Raw genomic sequence first — 17065 nt, forward strand, 5'->3', positions numbered from 1 at the left:
GGCTGCCGGACCCGGGCGCGCCCGGGACCGGCAGCCGCCGTCGTTGCATCCGGCAGCCGCCGTCGTCGGTCCCGCCCCGGGCCGCGCTCCGCTGTGAGGCAAGTCTCAGCGGAAGTACATCCGCCATATGGCATATTTGATAAATGGCAGATTTCAAGCAGTCCACCAAGCTTCATAATGTCCTCTACGACATCCGTGGACCGATTCTGCAGGCTGCCCAGCAGATGGAAGCGGAAGGGCACCGCATCCTCAAGCTGAACATCGGCAACCCGGCACCCTTCGGCTTCGAGGCCCCCGACGCGATCCTCGTGGACATGATCCGCCACCTGCCGCACGCCCAGGGCTACAGCGACTCACGCGGCATCTTCTCGGCCCGCACGGCCGTCTCGCAGTACTACCAGACCCGCGGGATCCAGAACATCCACGTGGACGACATCTACCTCGGCAACGGCGTCAGCGAACTCATCACGATGTCCCTGATGGCCCTCCTCGACGACGGCGACGAGGTCCTCATCCCCACCCCGGACTATCCGCTCTGGACGGCCTCTGTGGCCTTGGCCGGGGGGAAGCCCGTGCACTACCTCTGCGATGAGGAGTCCGGCTGGCAGCCCGACCTGGAGGACCTCGAATCCAAGATCACCCCGCGCACCAAGGGCATTGTGGTGATCAACCCGAACAACCCCACCGGTGCGGTCTACCCGGAGGAAACCCTGCGGAAGATCGTGGCGCTGGCCGAGAAGCACGGGCTGGTGCTGTTCGCCGACGAGATCTACGAGAAGATCCTCTACGAGGATGCCGTGCACGTGAACATGGCCGCCCTTACCGGCGACGACGTGCTCTGCCTGACTTTCAGCGGTCTCTCCAAGGCCTACCGGGTCTGCGGCTACCGGGCCGGGTGGATGGCCATCTCCGGTCCCAAGAAGGACGCTGCCGACTACCTCGAGGGCATCAACCTGCTGGCCAACATGCGGCTGTGCGCCAATGTGCCGGCGCAGCACGCCATCCAGACCGCCTTGGGCGGCTACCAGAGCATCAACGACCTGATCCTGCCCGGCGGACGGCTGCTGGAGCAGCGCAACAAGGCCTACGACATGCTGAACGCCATCCCCGGCGTCAGCACGCAGCAGGCCCGCGGGGCGATGTACCTGTTCCCGCGCCTCGATCCGGAGGTCTACCACATCCGCGATGACGAGAAGTTCGTCCTGGACCTGCTGCGCCAGCAGAAGATCCTGGTCTCCCATGGACGGGCCTTCAACTGGGTCCGGCCCGACCACTTCCGCATGGTGACCCTGCCGAACGTCAAGGACCTCGAGGAAGCCATCAACCGCATGGGAGACTTCCTGAGCCGGTACCAGGGCAACTAGGATTCGGGACAGCAGCGCGGCCGGGCGAACGTCCGGCCGGCCGGCTGCCCGAATCGGAAAGAGGCTTTGATGGAAGAAGTCGTGAACTTCGACGAACACCCCTCCGAGACGCTGAAGGCGGGGAAGAAGTTCAAGCTCCTCGACCTCGACCCCGGCTCGACCCCCGGGTACGCCGGCGACAAGGCCGCCGGCGAGCGGCTGCTGGGGGAGCTCGACGGCAGGATCACGCAGCTGCAGGAGCAGCTGTTCGCCGAATCACGGTCCGGCGGCAGGAAGCGCGTCCTGCTGGTCCTGCAGGCGATGGACACCGCGGGCAAGGGCGGGATCGTCAACCACGTCATGGGGCAAATGAACCCCCAGGGCGTCCAGTTGAAGTCCTTCAAGGCCCCCACCCCGGAGGAACAGTCCTACGACTTCCTCTGGCGGATCGAAAAAGAAGTGCCGGCCGCCGGAATGGTGGGCGTCTTCGACCGCTCCCACTACGAGGACGTGCTGATCCACCGGGTGCACCGCTGGGCGGACGCGGAGGAACTGGAACGCCGGTACCGCTCCATCAACGAATTTGAGGCCCGGCAGTCCGCCGCGGGCACGAAGATTGTCAAGGTCATGCTCCACATCAGCCGCGAAGAGCAGCAGGAGCGGCTCCTCGCCCGGCTGGAGGACCCGGCGAAGCGGTGGAAATACAGCAGCAACGACCTCAAGGAGCGCGCCTTCTGGGACGACTACATGGACGCCTACCAGGCCGCCTTTGAGCGGACCAGCTCCGAGCACGCGCCCTGGCACGTGGTCCCCGCGAACAAGAAGTGGTACGCGCGGATCGCCGTCCAGCAGCTGCTGCTGGATGCGCTGGAGGGGCTGTCGCTGCAGTGGCCCGAACCGGAGCTCGACGTCGACCTCGAACGCGAGCTGGTGAAGCGCTCCTAACCCGCGGCGGGCGCTCAGCCCTGCTGGGCGCCTTTGTCCCGTGCCGCGGCAAGCCGTTTGCGGGCGCCTTCGAGCCACTCCTCGCAGCGGCTGGCCAAAGCCTCTCCGCGCTCCCACAGGGCGAGTGACTCTTCGAGGCTGGCGCCCCCGGCTTCCAGCCGGCCCACCACGGCCACGAGCTGTTCGCGGGCCTCCTCGTAATTGAGTTTGTCGATGTCGGCGTCCGGTGCGGGGGCCGACGCGTTCTCTGCTGCCATGCTGTTGCTCCTTGTCTGAACCGGAACCACTGCGGGCCCGGGCCCGGCCGCCGCTGCGGGCCGGGGATGCTGGTTGGGACAGTACTGCTGGATGGGGCGGTGCCGGATGAACGGTGCCGCTGGATGGGGCCGGCGGCCCGGTCAGTCCCCGTCGGACTGCTGCCCGGCCGTGGACCGGGCCGTGAACCTGCCGCCGGCGACGCGGACGGCCAGGGCCGTGCCCGCCGGGGCCTGGTCCGGGTGGTACACCACGGTGTGCCGGGCGCCGGGGGCGGCGTTGCCGTCGTCGAGCTGGACCACCGCGTAGCCCCGGTCCAGCGTCTTCTGCGGCGAGAGGGCACGTACCTGGGCTTTCAGGTGTACCAGCTGGTCCGCCGCCCGCACCACCGCGGTGCTGACGGCGGCGAAGGACCGGCCCTTGAGCCGTTCGACGTCGTCGTGCCGGGCCGTGACCATGCCCTCCGGGGCGGCGAGCACCGGGCGGGAGCGCAGCGAGGCGAGCCGGTCGGCTTCGCGTTCGACCAGCCGGCCCACCCCGCGCCGCAGCTGGTCGCGGGCCTGCCGGACTCGGGCGAGTTCCTCTGCGACGTCGGGCACGATCCGCTTGGCCGCGTCGGTGGGCGTCGAGGCCCGCAGGTCCGCGACGTCGTCGAGGATCGGCCGGTCCGCCTCGTGGCCGATGGCGCTGACGACCGGGGTGGACGCGCCGGCGACGGCACGGATCAGCTCCTCGCTGCTGAACGGCAGCAGGTCCTCCAGAGCGCCGCCGCCGCGGGCAATCACAATGACGTCCACGACCGGGTGGGCGTCGAGCTCGCGCAGCGCGCCGATGACCTGGGAGACCGCGGTGTTGCCCTGGACGGCCACTTCGCGGATCTCGAACTCGACGGCGGGCCAACGCAGCGCCGCGTTGCGGAGGACATCCTTCTTGGCGTCGGAGTCACGGCCGGTGATCAGGCCGATCCGGTGCGGGAGCAGCGGCAGGCGCTTCTTGCGCGAGTCGGCGAACAGCCCCTCCGCGGCCAGCGCCTGGCGCAGCCGCTCGATCCGGGCCAGCAGGTCGCCGAGCCCCACCGGGCGGATGTCCTTCACGGACATGTTCAGCCGGCCCGTCTTCAGCCAGAACTCGGCCTTGAGCAGGGCCACCACCCGGGAACCGCGCTCCAGCGGCAGGGCCTGGCGGTCCAGGACGTTCGTCCACACCGAGGCGGGCAGCGAGATCTCCGCGTCGATGTCGCGCAGCGTGAGGTAGGCGTTCGTGCCGCGCCGGTTGAGCTCGATGACCTGGCCCTCGACCCAGGCGGAGGGTGCACGGTCGATGTGCATCTTGAGCTTTTGGGAGAGCAGCTGCAGCGGCCAGGGGTTGTCAGGGCTGGTGTCGGCGGCGGTGGGCGGCAGCGTGCTGGCGGCGGTGTTCTCAGACATGCCGGCCACCGCCGGCGGGAAGTGCCTGGTGCATGGGGAGTGGTCCTTTGGTGGGTCAGGGAGCTGCTTCAACTCTATCCATAGCTCTACCAGCAGGGGCCGACGTTTCGGCCGGCCCGCTTTCGGCCCCGCCCCGGCGCCCCCGTAGGATGGCTCTACTCCCAACCCTTTCCTAGGAGACTTTCGTGCGCACATTCGTCTCGGCCGTCGCGGTCCTGCTCGGCCTCGCCATGGCGGCCGTAGCGGTCCCCGCCATCTGGGTGGACCGCAACATCGTTCAGGAGGACGGCTTCGTGGCCCTGACCGCGCCGCTGGGCAAGGACCCCGCCTTCCAGCGCCGGCTGGCGACCGCGGCCGTCAACAACATTTCCTTCGGCGACCAGCAGCTGCCCGACGCGCTGGCCGCCGTCGTCAAGCCGGTCCTTGAGGACGCCGCACAGTCGCTGACGTCGATGCCCGGCTACTCCGAGGCCTGGGCGGAGACCCTGCGCCGGAGCCACCGGTTGAGCTTTGCGGACCCGCGCACGCTGCCCGCCGACGTCGACGGCACCACCTCGCTGACCTTTGACGTCGCCCCGCTGGTGGGTTTGGTGGTGAAGAAGGTCTCGGAGGCGTCCCCGGTGCCGCTGAGTGCGCCGGGGGAGGTGCGGATCGGGATCGGCCAGTCCAACCAGCGCCAGCTGATCGAGCGGATCACGGCCTACGCCCCGATGGGCTCCGCGGTGGCCATCGGCGCCGCCGTGGCGTTCCTGCTGGCTTTCGTTGCCGCCCGGCGGAAGTGGACGGTCCTTGCCGCGGCCGGCGCGGGCGCCCTTGTGCTGGCTGGCGTGTGGAAGCTGGGCGTGGACGCGGCGGGCCGGGCGGTCCAGGGTTCCGGGAACAGCAGCGACGTCGCCGAGATCTTCAAGCGGGAGTTCGTGGCGGCGTCCACGGCCGGGTTTGGAGACTGGATCACGGCGGCGCTGGTGGTCGGGGGCGTGCTCCTGCTGTCCGGGGTTGCGGTTGGCGCGGTGGGCGGCCGCAAGCGGGCGGCCATCAGCCGCCCGTAGCGGACACCGGTAGCATGGAAGGCATGACCTCCACCGCTGTATCCATCCCGATGCCCTCCGTTCCGCGCCGGCGGCGCACTCCGGAGGAAGTCCTGGCGGCGGCCCCGGTGGCCGGCCCCAAGAAGGTGCTGCTGGCCGCGCCGCGCGGCTACTGTGCCGGCGTGGACCGCGCCGTGATCGCGGTGGAGAAGGCCCTCGAGCACTACGGCCCGCCGGTTTACGTCCGCAAGCAGATCGTCCACAACGTCCACGTGGTCAGTTCGCTGGAGGAAAAGGGCGCGATCTTCGTCGACGAAACCGACGAGGTTCCGGAGGGCGCGCTGGTGATCTTCTCAGCCCACGGCGTCTCGCCGGCCGTCGTGCAGTCGGCGGAGGACCGCGGCCTGCGCACCATCGACGCCACCTGCCCGCTGGTGACCAAGGTGCACCGCGAGGCGGTCCGGTTCGCCAAGGACGACTTTGACATCCTGCTGATCGGCCACGACGGTCACGAGGAAGTCGAAGGAACCGCGGGGGAGGCGCCCGAGCACATCCAGATCATCAACGGCCCGCACGAAGTGGACAAGGTGACGGTCCGGGACCCGGAGAAAGTCATTTGGCTCTCGCAGACCACCCTCAGCGTGGACGAGACCATGGAGACCGTGCGGCTGCTGAAGGAGCGCTTCCCGACGCTGCAGGACCCGCCCAGCGATGACATCTGCTACGCCACGACCAACCGGCAGGTGGCCATCAAGAAGATCTCGCCGCAGGCGGACCTCGTGATCGTCGTCGGCTCGGCCAACTCCTCAAACTCGGTCCGCCTGGTGGAGGTGGCGCTGGAGTACGGCGCCAAGGCATCCTACCGGGTCGACTTCGCCAACGAGGTGGACGAGTCCTGGTTCGAAGGCGTCGCCACCGTCGGCGTGACCTCGGGTGCGTCGGTTCCCGAGGTGCTGGTCAAGGACGTCCTGCGGCTCCTGGCCGACTACGGCTACGGCACCGTCGAGGAAGTCGTCACGGCCGAGGAAGATCTGCTCTTCTCGCTCCCGAAGGAACTGCGGGCCACCCTGAAGCAGGCCGGTGACGTCTCCCGGGCCCTCGGCGGCCGCGGCGCACGCAACCCCCGCCAGTCTTGACCGCGCGGTACTGACTGCGGGGCCCTGGCCCCGACCCGTCATCACTGATCGGTCAGCGCTGACACGTCAGGATCAGGCGGCGGGCTCCTCTTCCGCCGTCGCGCTGCTGGCGGCACCCTGCTGCAGCTCGGGAGCCGCCACGGAACGCGGCGTCACCTCGACCGCGGCGGGGGCCACGAGGCCGGCGGTGTCCATGGCATTGAGTTTCCGGGCTGTCGGCAGCACCCTGGCCTCCAGGGTCCCGACCAAGGAGTTGTAGCGGTCCACGGAGGTCTTCAGCGACGAGCCGAGACGCGTGACATTCTCGCCCAGCGTTCCCATCCGTTCGTAGAGCTGCTGCGCGAGTTCGAAGAGCTCCCGTGCGCTGTCGGTCAGGACGTCCTGCCGCCAGGTGAAGGCCACCGATTTCAGCACCGCCAGCAGCGTCCCAGGGGAGGCAAGGACGACATTCCGGGACAAAGCGTGGTCCAGCAGGGCCGGGTCCGCTGAGAGCGCCGCGGCCAGGATCGACTCCGCGGGCAGGAAACACACCACCAGCTCCGGCGCGTTGCCCGGAATGTCCCAGTACTTCTTGTTGCTCAGGGCGTCCACGTGGGCCTTGAGCGCCTTCGCGTGGGCGGCCAGCAACGCCTGCTGTCCGCCCAGGCTTCCAGCCGGCGCCCTGCCGCCTGCAGGGGCGCCGAGTTCCTGGGCCTCAAGGTAGGCCGCCAGCGGCACCTTCGAGTCGACCACGAGCTGCTTGTCGCCGGGCAACTGCACCACGAGGTCGGGCCGGACGGTGCCCTCCGACCCCTGTCCGGAACTGTGCAGCTGCTCGTGGAAGTCCACGTGCCGCAGCATGCCGGCGGCCTCGACCACCCGGCGCAACTGCACCTCGCCCCACTGACCCCGGGCGCTGTTGGACCGCAGCGCCGATTCCAGGGCGTGCGTGGAGCGCAGCAGCTGCTCGTCGGAGAGCCGGGCCTCCTGCAGCTGCTGTGCCAGCTGGCCGTACTGCTCCAGCCGGTCCCGTTCCAGCAGCGAGACCTGCTGCTGCACCGCGGTGAGCTTTTCCGCCACCGGCGCCAGCGCGCGAAGGACGTTGCCGTCCTGGCTGCGCGCCTGCCCCAGCTCGCGGTTCTGGTCCGCGAGCAGGCGGCGTTCGGCGTCGGCCGCCGCGTACCGGGCGCTGACCTCCGAAAGCCGGGCCGAGACGCCGTCGAAGTCCTGTTCCAGTGCCGCGGTGCGGCGGCGGTAGACGACAAAGGTGAAGGCGGCGCCGGCCACGGCCCCGGTCAGCAGCATCAGCAGGGCGAGAATGAGTGCGAAAGCGTCCATGCCTTCACTCTGGCACGCACCCCTGACACTTTTAGCCAGTGACGCACGGTCGCCGGCATCCCCGAGCGACGCCGACGGCGGACGGCGGCCCGCCGCCGCAGGGTACCGCCCCGATTACCGGTAGAATCAATACTCGTGGCTCTTACTATTGGCATCGTCGGACTGCCCAACGTCGGCAAATCAACCCTTTTCAACGCACTGACCCGCAACCAGGTGCTCGCGGCGAACTACCCGTTCGCGACGATCGAGCCCAACGTCGGCGTCGTGAACCTGCCGGACCCGCGGCTCGAGAAGCTCGCCGCCATCTTCGGTTCCGCCCGCCTGCTTCCGGCTGCTGTGTCCTTTGTGGATATCGCCGGCATCGTCAAGGGCGCCTCCGAGGGGGAGGGCCTGGGCAACCAGTTCCTCGCCAACATCCGCGAGGCCGAGGCCATCGCGCAGGTCGTCCGCGTGTTCGATGACCCCGACGTCATCCACGTCGACGGCAAGGTCGACCCCCGCTCGGACATGGAAACCATCAACACCGAGCTGATCCTCGCCGACCTTCAGACCATCGAGAAGGCCATCCCGCGGATCGAAAAAGAAGTCAAGATCAAGAAGCGCGAGGCCGCCGAACTGGCTGCCATCAAAGCCGCCCAGGCGGTGCTGGAGCGCGGGGACACCATCTTCTCCTCGATCAAGAGCGACAAGCTGGAGATGCAGCACCTCAAGGAGCTCGGCCTGCTCACGGCTAAGCCCTTCATCTACGTCTTCAACGTGGACGAGGGCATCCTGGGCAGCCCCGAGAAGCAGGAAGAGCTGCGTGCCCTGGTGGCCCCGGCCGACTGCATCTTCCTCGACGCCAAGCTCGAGGCCGACCTCGTCGAACTGGACGAGGAGGAGGCCCGCGAAATGCTCGAAATGAACGGCCAGGAAGAGTCCGGCCTGGACCAGCTGGCCCGTGTGGGCTTCCACACCCTCGGCCTGCAGACCTACCTCACCGCCGGCCCGAAGGAGACGCGCGCCTGGACCATCCACCGGGGCGACACGGCACCGCAGGCTGCCGGCGTGATCCACTCCGACTTCCAGCGCGGTTTCATCAAGGCCGAGGTCGTCTCCTTCGACGACCTGATCGAAGCCGGTTCCATGGCCGAGGCGAAGGCCCGCGGCAAGGTCCGGATCGAGGGCAAGGAATACGTGATGGCCGACGGCGACGTGGTTGAATTTAGGTTCAATGTGTAATTCCGGCCCCACGGGGCACCTACCCTCGTTTTAGGAGCCGTGGCGGATCTGGGCTAGCCCGTCTCGAGCCTGAGCTTAGAAAAGAACGTATCCGGACCCGGCTGTGAAGCCAGATCCACTTCTGGTTCAGTTCCGTATTTCTAGCCAATGGGACTATCCGCACATCTTGTACCGGCGATGAGGGCGCAACCCCCGCCGCTGACTCCCGAGCCGGAGGAGTCCAGCCGCCCGACCGCTACCGTGTCCAGGAGCGGGACTGGAGCACGGGAGCGTAAGTCGCCGGCGTACGCTGTACGGATACGTCCGGGGCAGAGGGTCTGCAGGACGCCAAATGGACATAATCGCCACCGGCGGGTGCTGTAGCGGTATCAGTGGACTTGTTGCCACCGCGGGGCATTGCGGCGATGGCCAGAAAGCAAGCTTGTTGTCCTCGATGATGAGAGGTGCTGCGGCCCCTCAACAATACGGCGCTATCAGGCGCGCTTGAAAGCAATTGCTGCATGGACTGAAGCGATTCTAGTCTTAGGTGATGCGGCCGGAGAACTTCGGTGCCTGCAACCCTCGGCGTCCTTTATCCCGGCCACACCCGGCTGTTCTTCGGAACGCGACTGGCTCACTTGCTTGAGCGACAAAAAGGCTCCCGAGGTCTCGCGGTATCCGGCGTCTTGTCAGCCCGTTTCCGCACAAAAACTGGGTGCAGTCCCTATCGTTCGACACGATTCAAGGGCATACTAATTCTCACTGAGCCCTAAAGTCTGTTGTTGACGTAGAGGAGTCGACATGTCAGCGCTGGCCGACGCACTCGCCCCAAAACGCCTCTCCCCTGATCCGCACAAAACGGGATCACCTGAGAGCCCGCCGGCTGCAGGCTCCGGTGACGAGGTGTCGGCCGAAAATGGGGCGCGGCTAGTTGCACTCGTCGTTTTCGCCTTGGGCGTAGCGCTCGCTTGGTGGATCCCGGAAACTAAGGCGCCGTTCAAGCCTGTCGACGGCTTCATACTCACGACAGGCCTTTACATTGGTGCGCAGGCAATTGAACGGGTCCTTGAACTTTTGCCCCCTGGCACAGGTTCGAAGCAGGCAAAGGCAAATAGAGCTGTTTTGATATCTTCTCTCGCCTTTGTTATCGCAGTACTTCTATGCGAGAACTTGGGGCTGTATCTTCTCCAAGCTGTCGGTGCCACCGCTGTATCGGGAAACTTGGATGTCGTAATAACTTCATTGGCTATCGGTGGCGGATCAAAACCCCTTCATGACTTCATAAAGAGCATCGAAAAGGTGAAAGAGACTCCACCCGCAACTCACTGAGTCCACAGGCGTCCCCCTCAGCCCCAATCATGTTGCGGGGTAAATGGAGTCACTGATGTGAGTTGAGCCCGCCTGGTGCTGAAACAGGGCTTTCGGTCTGTTAACCGTTGCCTTCGAAGCGCAATTTTTGGCCGCCTCGACGATCTCAAGGGTGCGATCGATAGGCGGGAGCCGAGTCTCATGCGAATACGTAGAATGCTTTCTTTCCTGCAAGCTTTGGCTCCCCTGTTGTCACCGGACGGAATGAGACCGCGGCCGACGAAGGTTGGTAGGGATTCCGGCTGGCCCAATTTCGAACGACCTCATACAAGGTCCAGGGGCGTCAGAGGCCGCAGGTGATCGATCGACTGGCGAAACCGACATCGCCCCGGTTGCCGCTAATCCTCGTTGCGTATAACGCCGGACCGGAAGCTCCGGACAGACCCGACGGCACGCAGAGGCATGGCTCGCCGCAACCTGCTGGCCGCCCAGTTGCGGACAACTGGGATCTTCGGCGCGAGGCGTTAGCCCCGGTGATCGCTGCAGCGATGGAGTCTGGCAACCAACAGTTGTGGCGGGATGGCACGAATCTTATGAATGCCATGGGTACTCGCGGCGACACGGACCTCGACCGCCGTGTTCATGAGCTTAGGACCTCCGGCGGATAAGTGACCGGGGCCGGGGTTCGGCTGTCAAGTTGCGTGTGGTACCGCCGGTTGTCTAGTCGATGGAACTCAATTGACACGTTATTCTGTGACGGAACGTGGTGGAGTTCCGCTTCAACGTGTAAGGTCCGGATTCGCTGAGACCGTTTCGATGGCCGTCAAGAACACGTGTTCTTGGCGGCCATCGGGTTTTTCACCGAACGGCTGACTGCGAACTGGTGAAGGGCCCCATCAGCGCATAGCACTCAGGAGGATATCCGTGCTGTGTCAGTCGCTTGAGGATTCCGATGCAATTATGTGGGCAAGGTCGGCCGGGCGACTCCACATAGGCCAGTGGCCGGTCGGAAGGTCGATGTAGTTAACGCTCTTGAGCTTGGCCACCTCGGCGAACATAGGATGGCCGGCCTTGACCAGATCCTGTATTAGCGCACTCGGCATTGAGCAGCACGCGAAAGTAGTGGGCACGTCGAAACGAGCATCGTTCGTGAGCTGGACGACCTGGCGAAGGACGGTTCCGGGCTCAGACACTGCGCGTTCGCGGAACCGCTCGAGGGCATCGGCGCTCAGGCCCTCGATGCTGGCCTGCTCCCCAAGCATCTCGAACGGTGGCAGCTCGAGTCCGTCCACATCCTCTGGGAAGTCGGGGGCAAAGGCGACGCCGGGCGCAGCCGGGCCGCTGTCTACCCAGATCACACGGCTGAACAGCTCGGGGTGGCGGTCGAGGACGAGACTCACCGGAGCGTTGGCCCCGCTGTGCGCGACGACGACCACTGGCCCGGAGCTGCCAGTGGCGGCCCGTTCGATTGCCGTTGCCTGGTCCGCCAGCGTCCTGGTCACCCGGCCGGCGTCGGTTTCGTCGAGTCCGGGCAGGGTCAGCGGGACGGCGCGGTGGCCCGAGGATGTCAGGTTCTCCAGGACTTCGTCCCATGCCCACGCTCCCAGCCAGTGGCCGGGGATCAGCAGGATCGTCGGACTGCTTGTATCTGTTGTCATGCCACCATCCTCGCCCGCCTCTCGGACAACTGTGTGGCACTATTTATGGCACGGATCAAAGACGGGTGAAGAAATGAAGCGAGTCGAGCGGCTGCACGCGTTGTCCGAGATGCTGCGACGCAGCGGATCTCGTGGATGCACGGCAGACCGGCTGGCCATCGAGTTCGGCGTGTCTGTGCGCACGATTAAGCGGGACATTGATGCGCTGGAGAACAGTGGCGCTCCGATCTGGTCCCGTCCGGGACCTCGCGGCGGCTATGGACTGGCGATTCAAGCCGATCTTCCGCCTGTGAGACTGACCCCCGCTCAAGCGGTGGCTCTCCTCGCAGCGGTTTCAGCCGCCCCTGATGCGCCGTACGCTGATCTCGCCTCGGTCGCCGTCAGCAAGATCGTCGACGTACTGGATCCTCCAACCCGGGAAAAGGTCGATGAATTGGCGCGCCGCATCTGGGTCAACACGGATAAGTCTGGAACGCGGACCGTCCGATCGGCCCTTGAGGAAGCGATGTCAGAGCAGCGGGTGGCCCGCATCCGCTACGCCGCTCAGGATGGAGATGAGACCACCAGGGACGTCGAACCAGTCATCTTCGCCTCAACCAACGGCCACTGGTATTTGATCGCCTGGTGCCGGTTACGCAACGAGATGCGCTGGTTCCGAGTCGGCCGCATCGTGCACGCCACCGTGACTAAGACGCCTTGCGGCACCCATACCGTTGAGGAGATCGGTAGCGCGCCAGCAACATCCAGGTCAGTTCGCGTTGCGGCTGATGCCAGCCGCAATTAGCCGAAGCAGAGGGCTTTGATAGCTTGGAACCGGTGGGAACGACGGGGAGGCGCGGAGAAAGGAAACTCATGAATGCAGATCCAAACAAGTCCGGCGACGTCAACGCTGAGCTGCCGACCGAAGACCCGACCGGCCAGGACCCGGCTGCGGCAGATCCTGCTGCGGAAGTAAAGCTGCAACTCCAACTGGCCATCTTTGAGGTCAGCAAGGACTCCAAAGGGAAGAGCCTTAGCGAGATTGTGGAGAACCTGCGAACAGTTTTCGCCGCTCACGGGGTTCAGGAACCGCCGATCACCTGGCTGGAATCCGTGGCCTCCTCAGCGTTCTATGGTGAGCCCTACATTATTGATTACCCGACAGCGGTGGCGGCAGACGAAGTCGTACCTGCCCCGAACGAAGAAGTCAGGAACCGCCTGGCGTCCCGTCGGGAACTACGCACGGAAGAGCTTCCGCCGGGTATCTTTCCCTCGGCGTCCGACTGGAACGTGCCGGACGTCGGAACCCGCGGCGGTGCCGCCCCGGACGAGGTTTCCCCACCGGCCATGAGGGCCGCCGTGATCCTGGCTGCCGTAGCCGCCGTCATCGCGGCCACGGTAGTGGTCGTCAAGTCCGCCCGCACATCCAGACGACGTCGGACATCCCTGCCGGCGCGGTCGCTCATAGGACAGGCCCGCTAGAGCAGCGAAGCGCTGGGCGCGAAGCGCGCCGTCGTTGTCTAAGCCGTCGGCTGGGCGCCGGCGTCAGTCCCCGGGAAGGGTGCAGATGTGCCCGTCGGGGTCGATCGGGTAGCCGCAGAGCGGACATGTCGGACGCCCGGCGCCCACAATCTCGCGGGTGCGCTTGGCGAAAGCCCGGGCGGTGCCGACCGGCAGGCGCACCAGCAGCATTTCGGAGTCCTCGGCGCCGTCCTGGTCAAGCGATTCGTCGTAATCAGCATCGAAATCACTGATGGGATGGGCCTCAATGACGACCTGGGCCGTGGTCGGGTCCCAGCCCAGGCTCATGGCGCCGGTGCGAAACTGCTCCTGGACGGCCTCTAGCGGGTCGTTGTCGACGAGTTCGACGGGAGTGCCCGCGGGAACGCTGAACGGGTTGCCCTCGACGGTGCCGAGCTGGTCGAGAATCTCGTCGATCTTCTCGGCGAGCAGAGCGGACTGCTGCTTTTCCATCGCAATGCTGACGATCTGAGCCCCGGACCGCACCTGCAGGTAGAACGTCCGCGCCCCGGGAACGCCGATAGTGCCAACGACGACGCGATCAGGCCAGTCAAACTCGTGAACACGGGAAGGCATATGAGTATTTTAGGCACACGAGGGCGCCTCGCCTCCGCGGAGCAGCGCGCGGTGTGCGCTGCGGCTGAACTATTACCCGGAGGCTTCGGCGGCCCGGCGCCCTGCCACGAAGGGGCCGAGCAGTGTCTTGAGGTGGGCGTGCACCTGCGCCACTGTTTGACCGGATTCGAGCATGCGGGTGCCGGCGTGGACGACGGCGTTGATCATCTCGGCGACTGACTCCGCGTCCGCAACTCCAAGTTCGGTGAGCGTCGCGATCAGCGGTTCCTGCAGCTGGCGGTGCATCCGGGTGGCCTGCTCGTCGAGCTCGGCGCCGGGAGCCAGTGCGGCCAGCGCTGCTCCAACGGCGTGCGCCCCTTCGGCGACCAGGTCAAGATTGGCCGTCGCGTAGGCAAGGATCCGGTCCGCCTCGGTGGGTGCATCCGCCATGGCGCCGGTGACACGCTCGGTCCAGCGCGGGAAAATGTCGCGGACCAGGGCCTGGAGCAAATCCTGCCGGGAACCGAAATACTGGTAAACGCTGGGCCTTGAGACCCCTGCCCGCAAGGCCACCTCGGCCATGGTCGGCGCCTCCGACGTTTCCTGCAGCAGTTCGTGGGCAGCATCCAGCAGTGCGCGCTCCTGTGCGGCGCGATGTTCCGCGACGGTGGCGGCACTGATTCTGGGCATTACGGGATCCTTTGACGCTGATGTGGCCTGGGCTTCAAGAATACGGCGCGAGACGGCGGCCCGCTGAGCAGGCCGCCGTCGTCGTACCCGGAGCTTGGATGCTAGCGCACGGGGCAGGAGCCCCCAGGCGGCCATCGACCATCTCGGCGATGCGGTCGCAGCAGCCGAGGACGTCATGGTCGTGGGTCACCATGACTGTTGCGACGCCGTGCTCGTGGCTTTGCCGGGCGAGCAATTCCACGACCTCGCGGCTGCGGGCCCGGTCCAGGGAAGCGGTCGGTTCATCCACGAGGAGGAGTTTCGCCCCGGAGACGAGTGCCCGAGCGATGCCAACGCGTTGCCGTTCGCCGCCCGAGAGCTGTGCGGGGCGGTTGGCGGCACGGTGGGCCATGCCGACGGATTCCAGCAGGACAGCCGGGTCGAAATTCTTCGGTCCGCCCGCGAGCCGGTTGACCAGCCGGAGCTGGTCCGCCGCCGTCAGCGCCGGGATGAGGTTGCCGGACTGGAAAACGAAGCCAATGTTCGCCAGTCGGAACGCGGCGCGTTTGCCCCGGCTCAACTGGGAGAGATCCTGGCCGTTGATGCTGACCGTCCCGGAATCCGGGGAGGCGAGGGCGCCGGCGACGGCGAGCAGCGAGGATTTGCCGGACCCGGATGGCCCGACGATGGCCAGAAATTCCCCCGGGGGCAACGTCGAGGCTGACGTCATCCAGGGCCTTCACCTTGGTGTCGCCGTCGCCGAGCTCCATCACCGCGTGGCGGATGGACAGGCCGGCAGGTCCGGGTGCGCCGGCGGTGCGTGCGCCGGCCGCCGTGAACGTGGGGTTGGTCATCGCTGTCCTCCAAGGGCGTTGAGCGGGTCGATGCGGGAAATACGCACCACGGCCACGGCGGCGCCGATCAGGCCCGGGCCAATGGTGAGGGCCGTGGCGATGGCGATCGGTGCGGCCTCAAGCGCGAACGGCATGGCGTCGGGCATGGCGGCGCCGAGTCCCAGGCCGGCGGCCACGCCCAGCGCGGTGAAGCCCACGAGCAGAATGGCGGCCTGGGCCAGCCCGTCCCGCAGCAGGTAGCCGGTTGAGGCTCCGATGGCCCGCAGTACGGAGATTTCGTGCTTGCGCTGGATCGTCCAGACGGTGAAGAACGCGCCGACCACGAGGGCGCAGATGGCGTAGAGGAAGACCTGGATCATGCTCAGGGTCATGGTCTCGGCCTCGTAGCCGGGAGATGCGTTGAAGGCGGCGGACAGGGATTTGCTGGACGTCCCCGCCGTCGTGTCGCCGGCGGCAAGATCCAGCTTGGTGCCGGGCTGCGCCTGGACCGCAACGACGCTGGCGGTGTCAAAGGTGAGCGCGGACAACTGCGCGGCGCTCGGTGTGCCGGGGGCGGCCTGGCCGGAGGCGATCAGCTGCCAGGTTTTCAAGGGCAGGTAGGCGACTTCGACGTGCCCGAATGTGGCCTGCCCTTCGGTAAAGCCGACAACCTTGAGTTTGGTGCCGATCCGGTCCAGTGTCACCACCGTGCCGAGGTCGATGCCTTCAGCCTTTGCGGTCGAGGACACGACGATGCCATCAGCGGCCCCGAGTGCGGTGCCGGCGGAGCGGGACGGTTCCAGGAAGGATCCGGGCTCGACGCCGAACAGTGTGAGGTCGATCTGCTTGCCGGAATCGGTAGTGGCATTGGCCATGCCAACGCCCATCTTCTCCGCAGCAGCCACGCCGGCTGTCCCACGCCAGGCGTTGAGCTGTTGGTCATCGACCACGGAGCGGGAAAACGCGTTGTCGGTTTTCGTGCCCTGGTCGAAGGCGAAGGCGGTGACCGGCATCGACTTGAGGCCGGACACGCCATCGTTGACGAGGCCCGAGGACAGGCCGGAGAGCATCACCATCAGGACGGCGATGAGGGCGATGACACCGCCCATCAGGCTGAAGCGGCCACGCGCGAAGATCAGTTCGCGGAGTGCAAGGAACATTGGGGGTCCTAGGTTGATAGGAGTAACAGGGGTACGATGCTGACGCACTGTCAGCATCTTCCTGACAGCATGTCAGCAAAGTGGGGACGTAGCAAATCCACCCCCTTGCCGGCGAACCGGACTCTGCGCGCTCTTGCGCCGCGACGGCATCCCGGTTCTAAGATCACCCATGGAGAACCTTCGATTCAGCGTCGGTGTCGACGCTCCTGCGCAGCACGTCTGGAACGTCATGCTCGGCCTCGACACCTACCGGGAGTGGGCCGGCGCGTTCCAGGAGGGGTCGACCTACGAGGGCGGTTGGAACGAGGGGGAGGAGATCCGCTTCCTCGGCCCGAACGACGACGGAACCTCGAGCGGCCTCTTCGGGACCATCGTCGAGAACCGGCCCCACGAGTTCGTCTCGATCCGCTACTTGGGCGATGTCGAGAACGGCGCCGAGAATCCCGGGGGCCCGGCCGCCGGGCTCCACGAAAACTACTCATTCATCGAGAACGACGGCGTGACGACGCTCGTCGTCGAGCTTGAGGTGCCTGACGAGTGGGCCGACGACATGCGCGGCATGTGGTCTGAGGCGATCGACGCAATCAAGCGGCTGGCGGAGCAGGCGTAGGCCGACGCTGCATCCTGGCCGGCCGCCCGGTAATGGCCGATTAACTCGAAATCGTCCAATTCTCAAGGATGACGGGGCTTTGACGCCTGGCGCTTTTATCTTGGTGTCGGCCATCCGTCAA

General features: G+C 66.2%; 17 protein-coding genes. 9 read left to right on the forward strand and 8 right to left on the reverse strand.

From position 1 onward, the window contains the following. Window positions 1-143: 143 nt before the first annotated feature. Both ACTWLI_RS10330 and ACTWLI_RS10335 read left to right on the forward strand, forming a co-directional pair. Window positions 144-1364: a pyridoxal phosphate-dependent aminotransferase gene (locus ACTWLI_RS10330; protein ID WP_056737904.1), complete on the forward strand. Its 1221-nt coding sequence runs from the start codon at window positions 144-146 to the stop codon at window positions 1362-1364. 69 nt (window positions 1365-1433) lie between these two features. Beyond that, a complete protein-coding gene (locus ACTWLI_RS10335; RefSeq protein WP_445153780.1) occupies window positions 1434-2288 on the forward strand; it encodes a polyphosphate kinase 2 family protein in 855 nt (284 codons plus the stop codon). Between the two features lie 14 nt (window positions 2289-2302). On the opposite strand, the gene ACTWLI_RS10340 is transcribed toward ACTWLI_RS10335, so the two are convergent. Both ACTWLI_RS10340 and xseA read right to left on the reverse strand, forming a co-directional pair. Next, the gene (locus tag ACTWLI_RS10340; protein WP_445153781.1) at window positions 2303-2545 is read right to left on the reverse strand and encodes an exodeoxyribonuclease VII small subunit; all 243 of its coding nucleotides are present in this window, start codon (window positions 2543-2545) and stop codon (window positions 2303-2305) included. Between the two features lie 141 nt (window positions 2546-2686). After that, complete coding sequence (gene xseA, locus ACTWLI_RS10345) at window positions 2687-3970, reverse strand: exodeoxyribonuclease VII large subunit (protein ID WP_445153782.1); 1284 nt, start codon at window positions 3968-3970, stop codon at window positions 2687-2689. Window positions 3971-4155: 185 nt separating this feature from the next. Here xseA and ACTWLI_RS10350 point away from each other — a divergent pair, with 185 nt between their 5' ends. Next, the gene (locus ACTWLI_RS10350) at window positions 4156-5019 is read left to right on the forward strand and encodes a hypothetical protein (protein WP_445153783.1); all 864 of its coding nucleotides are present in this window, start codon (window positions 4156-4158) and stop codon (window positions 5017-5019) included. A 23-nt stretch (window positions 5020-5042) separates the two neighbouring features. Next, window positions 5043-6134, forward strand: a complete 1092-nt coding sequence (locus ACTWLI_RS10355) for a 4-hydroxy-3-methylbut-2-enyl diphosphate reductase (protein ID WP_445153784.1) — start codon at window positions 5043-5045, stop codon at window positions 6132-6134. Window positions 6135-6206: 72 nt separating this feature from the next. On the opposite strand, the gene ACTWLI_RS10360 is transcribed toward ACTWLI_RS10355, so the two are convergent. Next, window positions 6207-7451, reverse strand: a complete 1245-nt coding sequence (locus ACTWLI_RS10360) for a DNA recombination protein RmuC (protein WP_445153785.1) — start codon at window positions 7449-7451, stop codon at window positions 6207-6209. Between the two features lie 135 nt (window positions 7452-7586). Here ACTWLI_RS10360 and ychF point away from each other — a divergent pair, with 135 nt between their 5' ends. Together ychF and ACTWLI_RS10370 are read left to right on the forward strand one after the other, a co-directional pair. Further along, window positions 7587-8672 (forward strand): redox-regulated ATPase YchF, encoded by a 1086-nt coding sequence (ychF, locus tag ACTWLI_RS10365; RefSeq protein WP_056737910.1) that lies wholly within the window; start codon window positions 7587-7589, stop codon window positions 8670-8672. 780 nt (window positions 8673-9452) lie between these two features. Further along, window positions 9453-9980: a hypothetical protein gene (locus tag ACTWLI_RS10370; RefSeq protein WP_445153786.1), complete on the forward strand. Its 528-nt coding sequence runs from the start codon at window positions 9453-9455 to the stop codon at window positions 9978-9980. 911 nt (window positions 9981-10891) lie between these two features. Here the strand turns inward: ACTWLI_RS10370 and ACTWLI_RS10375 are convergent. Next, window positions 10892-11617, reverse strand: coding sequence for an alpha/beta fold hydrolase (locus tag ACTWLI_RS10375; protein ID WP_445153787.1), 726 nt, complete (start codon window positions 11615-11617; stop codon window positions 10892-10894). A 73-nt stretch (window positions 11618-11690) separates the two neighbouring features. Here ACTWLI_RS10375 and ACTWLI_RS10380 point away from each other — a divergent pair, with 73 nt between their 5' ends. Both ACTWLI_RS10380 and ACTWLI_RS10385 read left to right on the forward strand, forming a co-directional pair. Then, complete coding sequence (locus ACTWLI_RS10380) at window positions 11691-12401, forward strand: helix-turn-helix transcriptional regulator (protein ID WP_445153788.1); 711 nt, start codon at window positions 11691-11693, stop codon at window positions 12399-12401. A gap of 68 nt (window positions 12402-12469) precedes the next feature. Beyond that, window positions 12470-13078, forward strand: a complete 609-nt coding sequence (locus ACTWLI_RS10385) for a hypothetical protein (RefSeq protein ID WP_445153789.1) — start codon at window positions 12470-12472, stop codon at window positions 13076-13078. Between the two features lie 63 nt (window positions 13079-13141). Here ACTWLI_RS10385 and ACTWLI_RS10390 read toward each other — a convergent pair whose 3' ends face one another. The 4 genes from ACTWLI_RS10390 to ACTWLI_RS10405 form a co-directional block, all read right to left on the reverse strand. Next, window positions 13142-13693, reverse strand: coding sequence for a DUF3090 domain-containing protein (locus tag ACTWLI_RS10390; RefSeq protein ID WP_445153790.1), 552 nt, complete (start codon window positions 13691-13693; stop codon window positions 13142-13144). A 72-nt stretch (window positions 13694-13765) separates the two neighbouring features. Further along, a complete protein-coding gene (locus ACTWLI_RS10395) occupies window positions 13766-14362 on the reverse strand; it encodes a TetR/AcrR family transcriptional regulator (RefSeq protein ID WP_445153791.1) in 597 nt (198 codons plus the stop codon). 34 nt (window positions 14363-14396) lie between these two features. Continuing rightward, window positions 14397-15071, reverse strand: a complete 675-nt coding sequence (locus ACTWLI_RS10400; RefSeq protein WP_445153792.1) for an ABC transporter ATP-binding protein — start codon at window positions 15069-15071, stop codon at window positions 14397-14399. A 120-nt stretch (window positions 15072-15191) separates the two neighbouring features. Next, the gene (locus tag ACTWLI_RS10405) at window positions 15192-16334 is read right to left on the reverse strand and encodes an ABC transporter permease (RefSeq protein WP_445153793.1); all 1143 of its coding nucleotides are present in this window, start codon (window positions 16332-16334) and stop codon (window positions 15192-15194) included. 169 nt (window positions 16335-16503) lie between these two features. Here ACTWLI_RS10405 and ACTWLI_RS10410 point away from each other — a divergent pair, with 169 nt between their 5' ends. Next, the gene (locus ACTWLI_RS10410; RefSeq protein WP_445153794.1) at window positions 16504-16944 is read left to right on the forward strand and encodes an SRPBCC family protein; all 441 of its coding nucleotides are present in this window, start codon (window positions 16504-16506) and stop codon (window positions 16942-16944) included. The last annotated feature ends 121 nt before the right edge of the window (window positions 16945-17065 follow it).

The sequence above is a fragment of the Arthrobacter sp. Hor0625 genome (genome assembly GCF_052567525.1).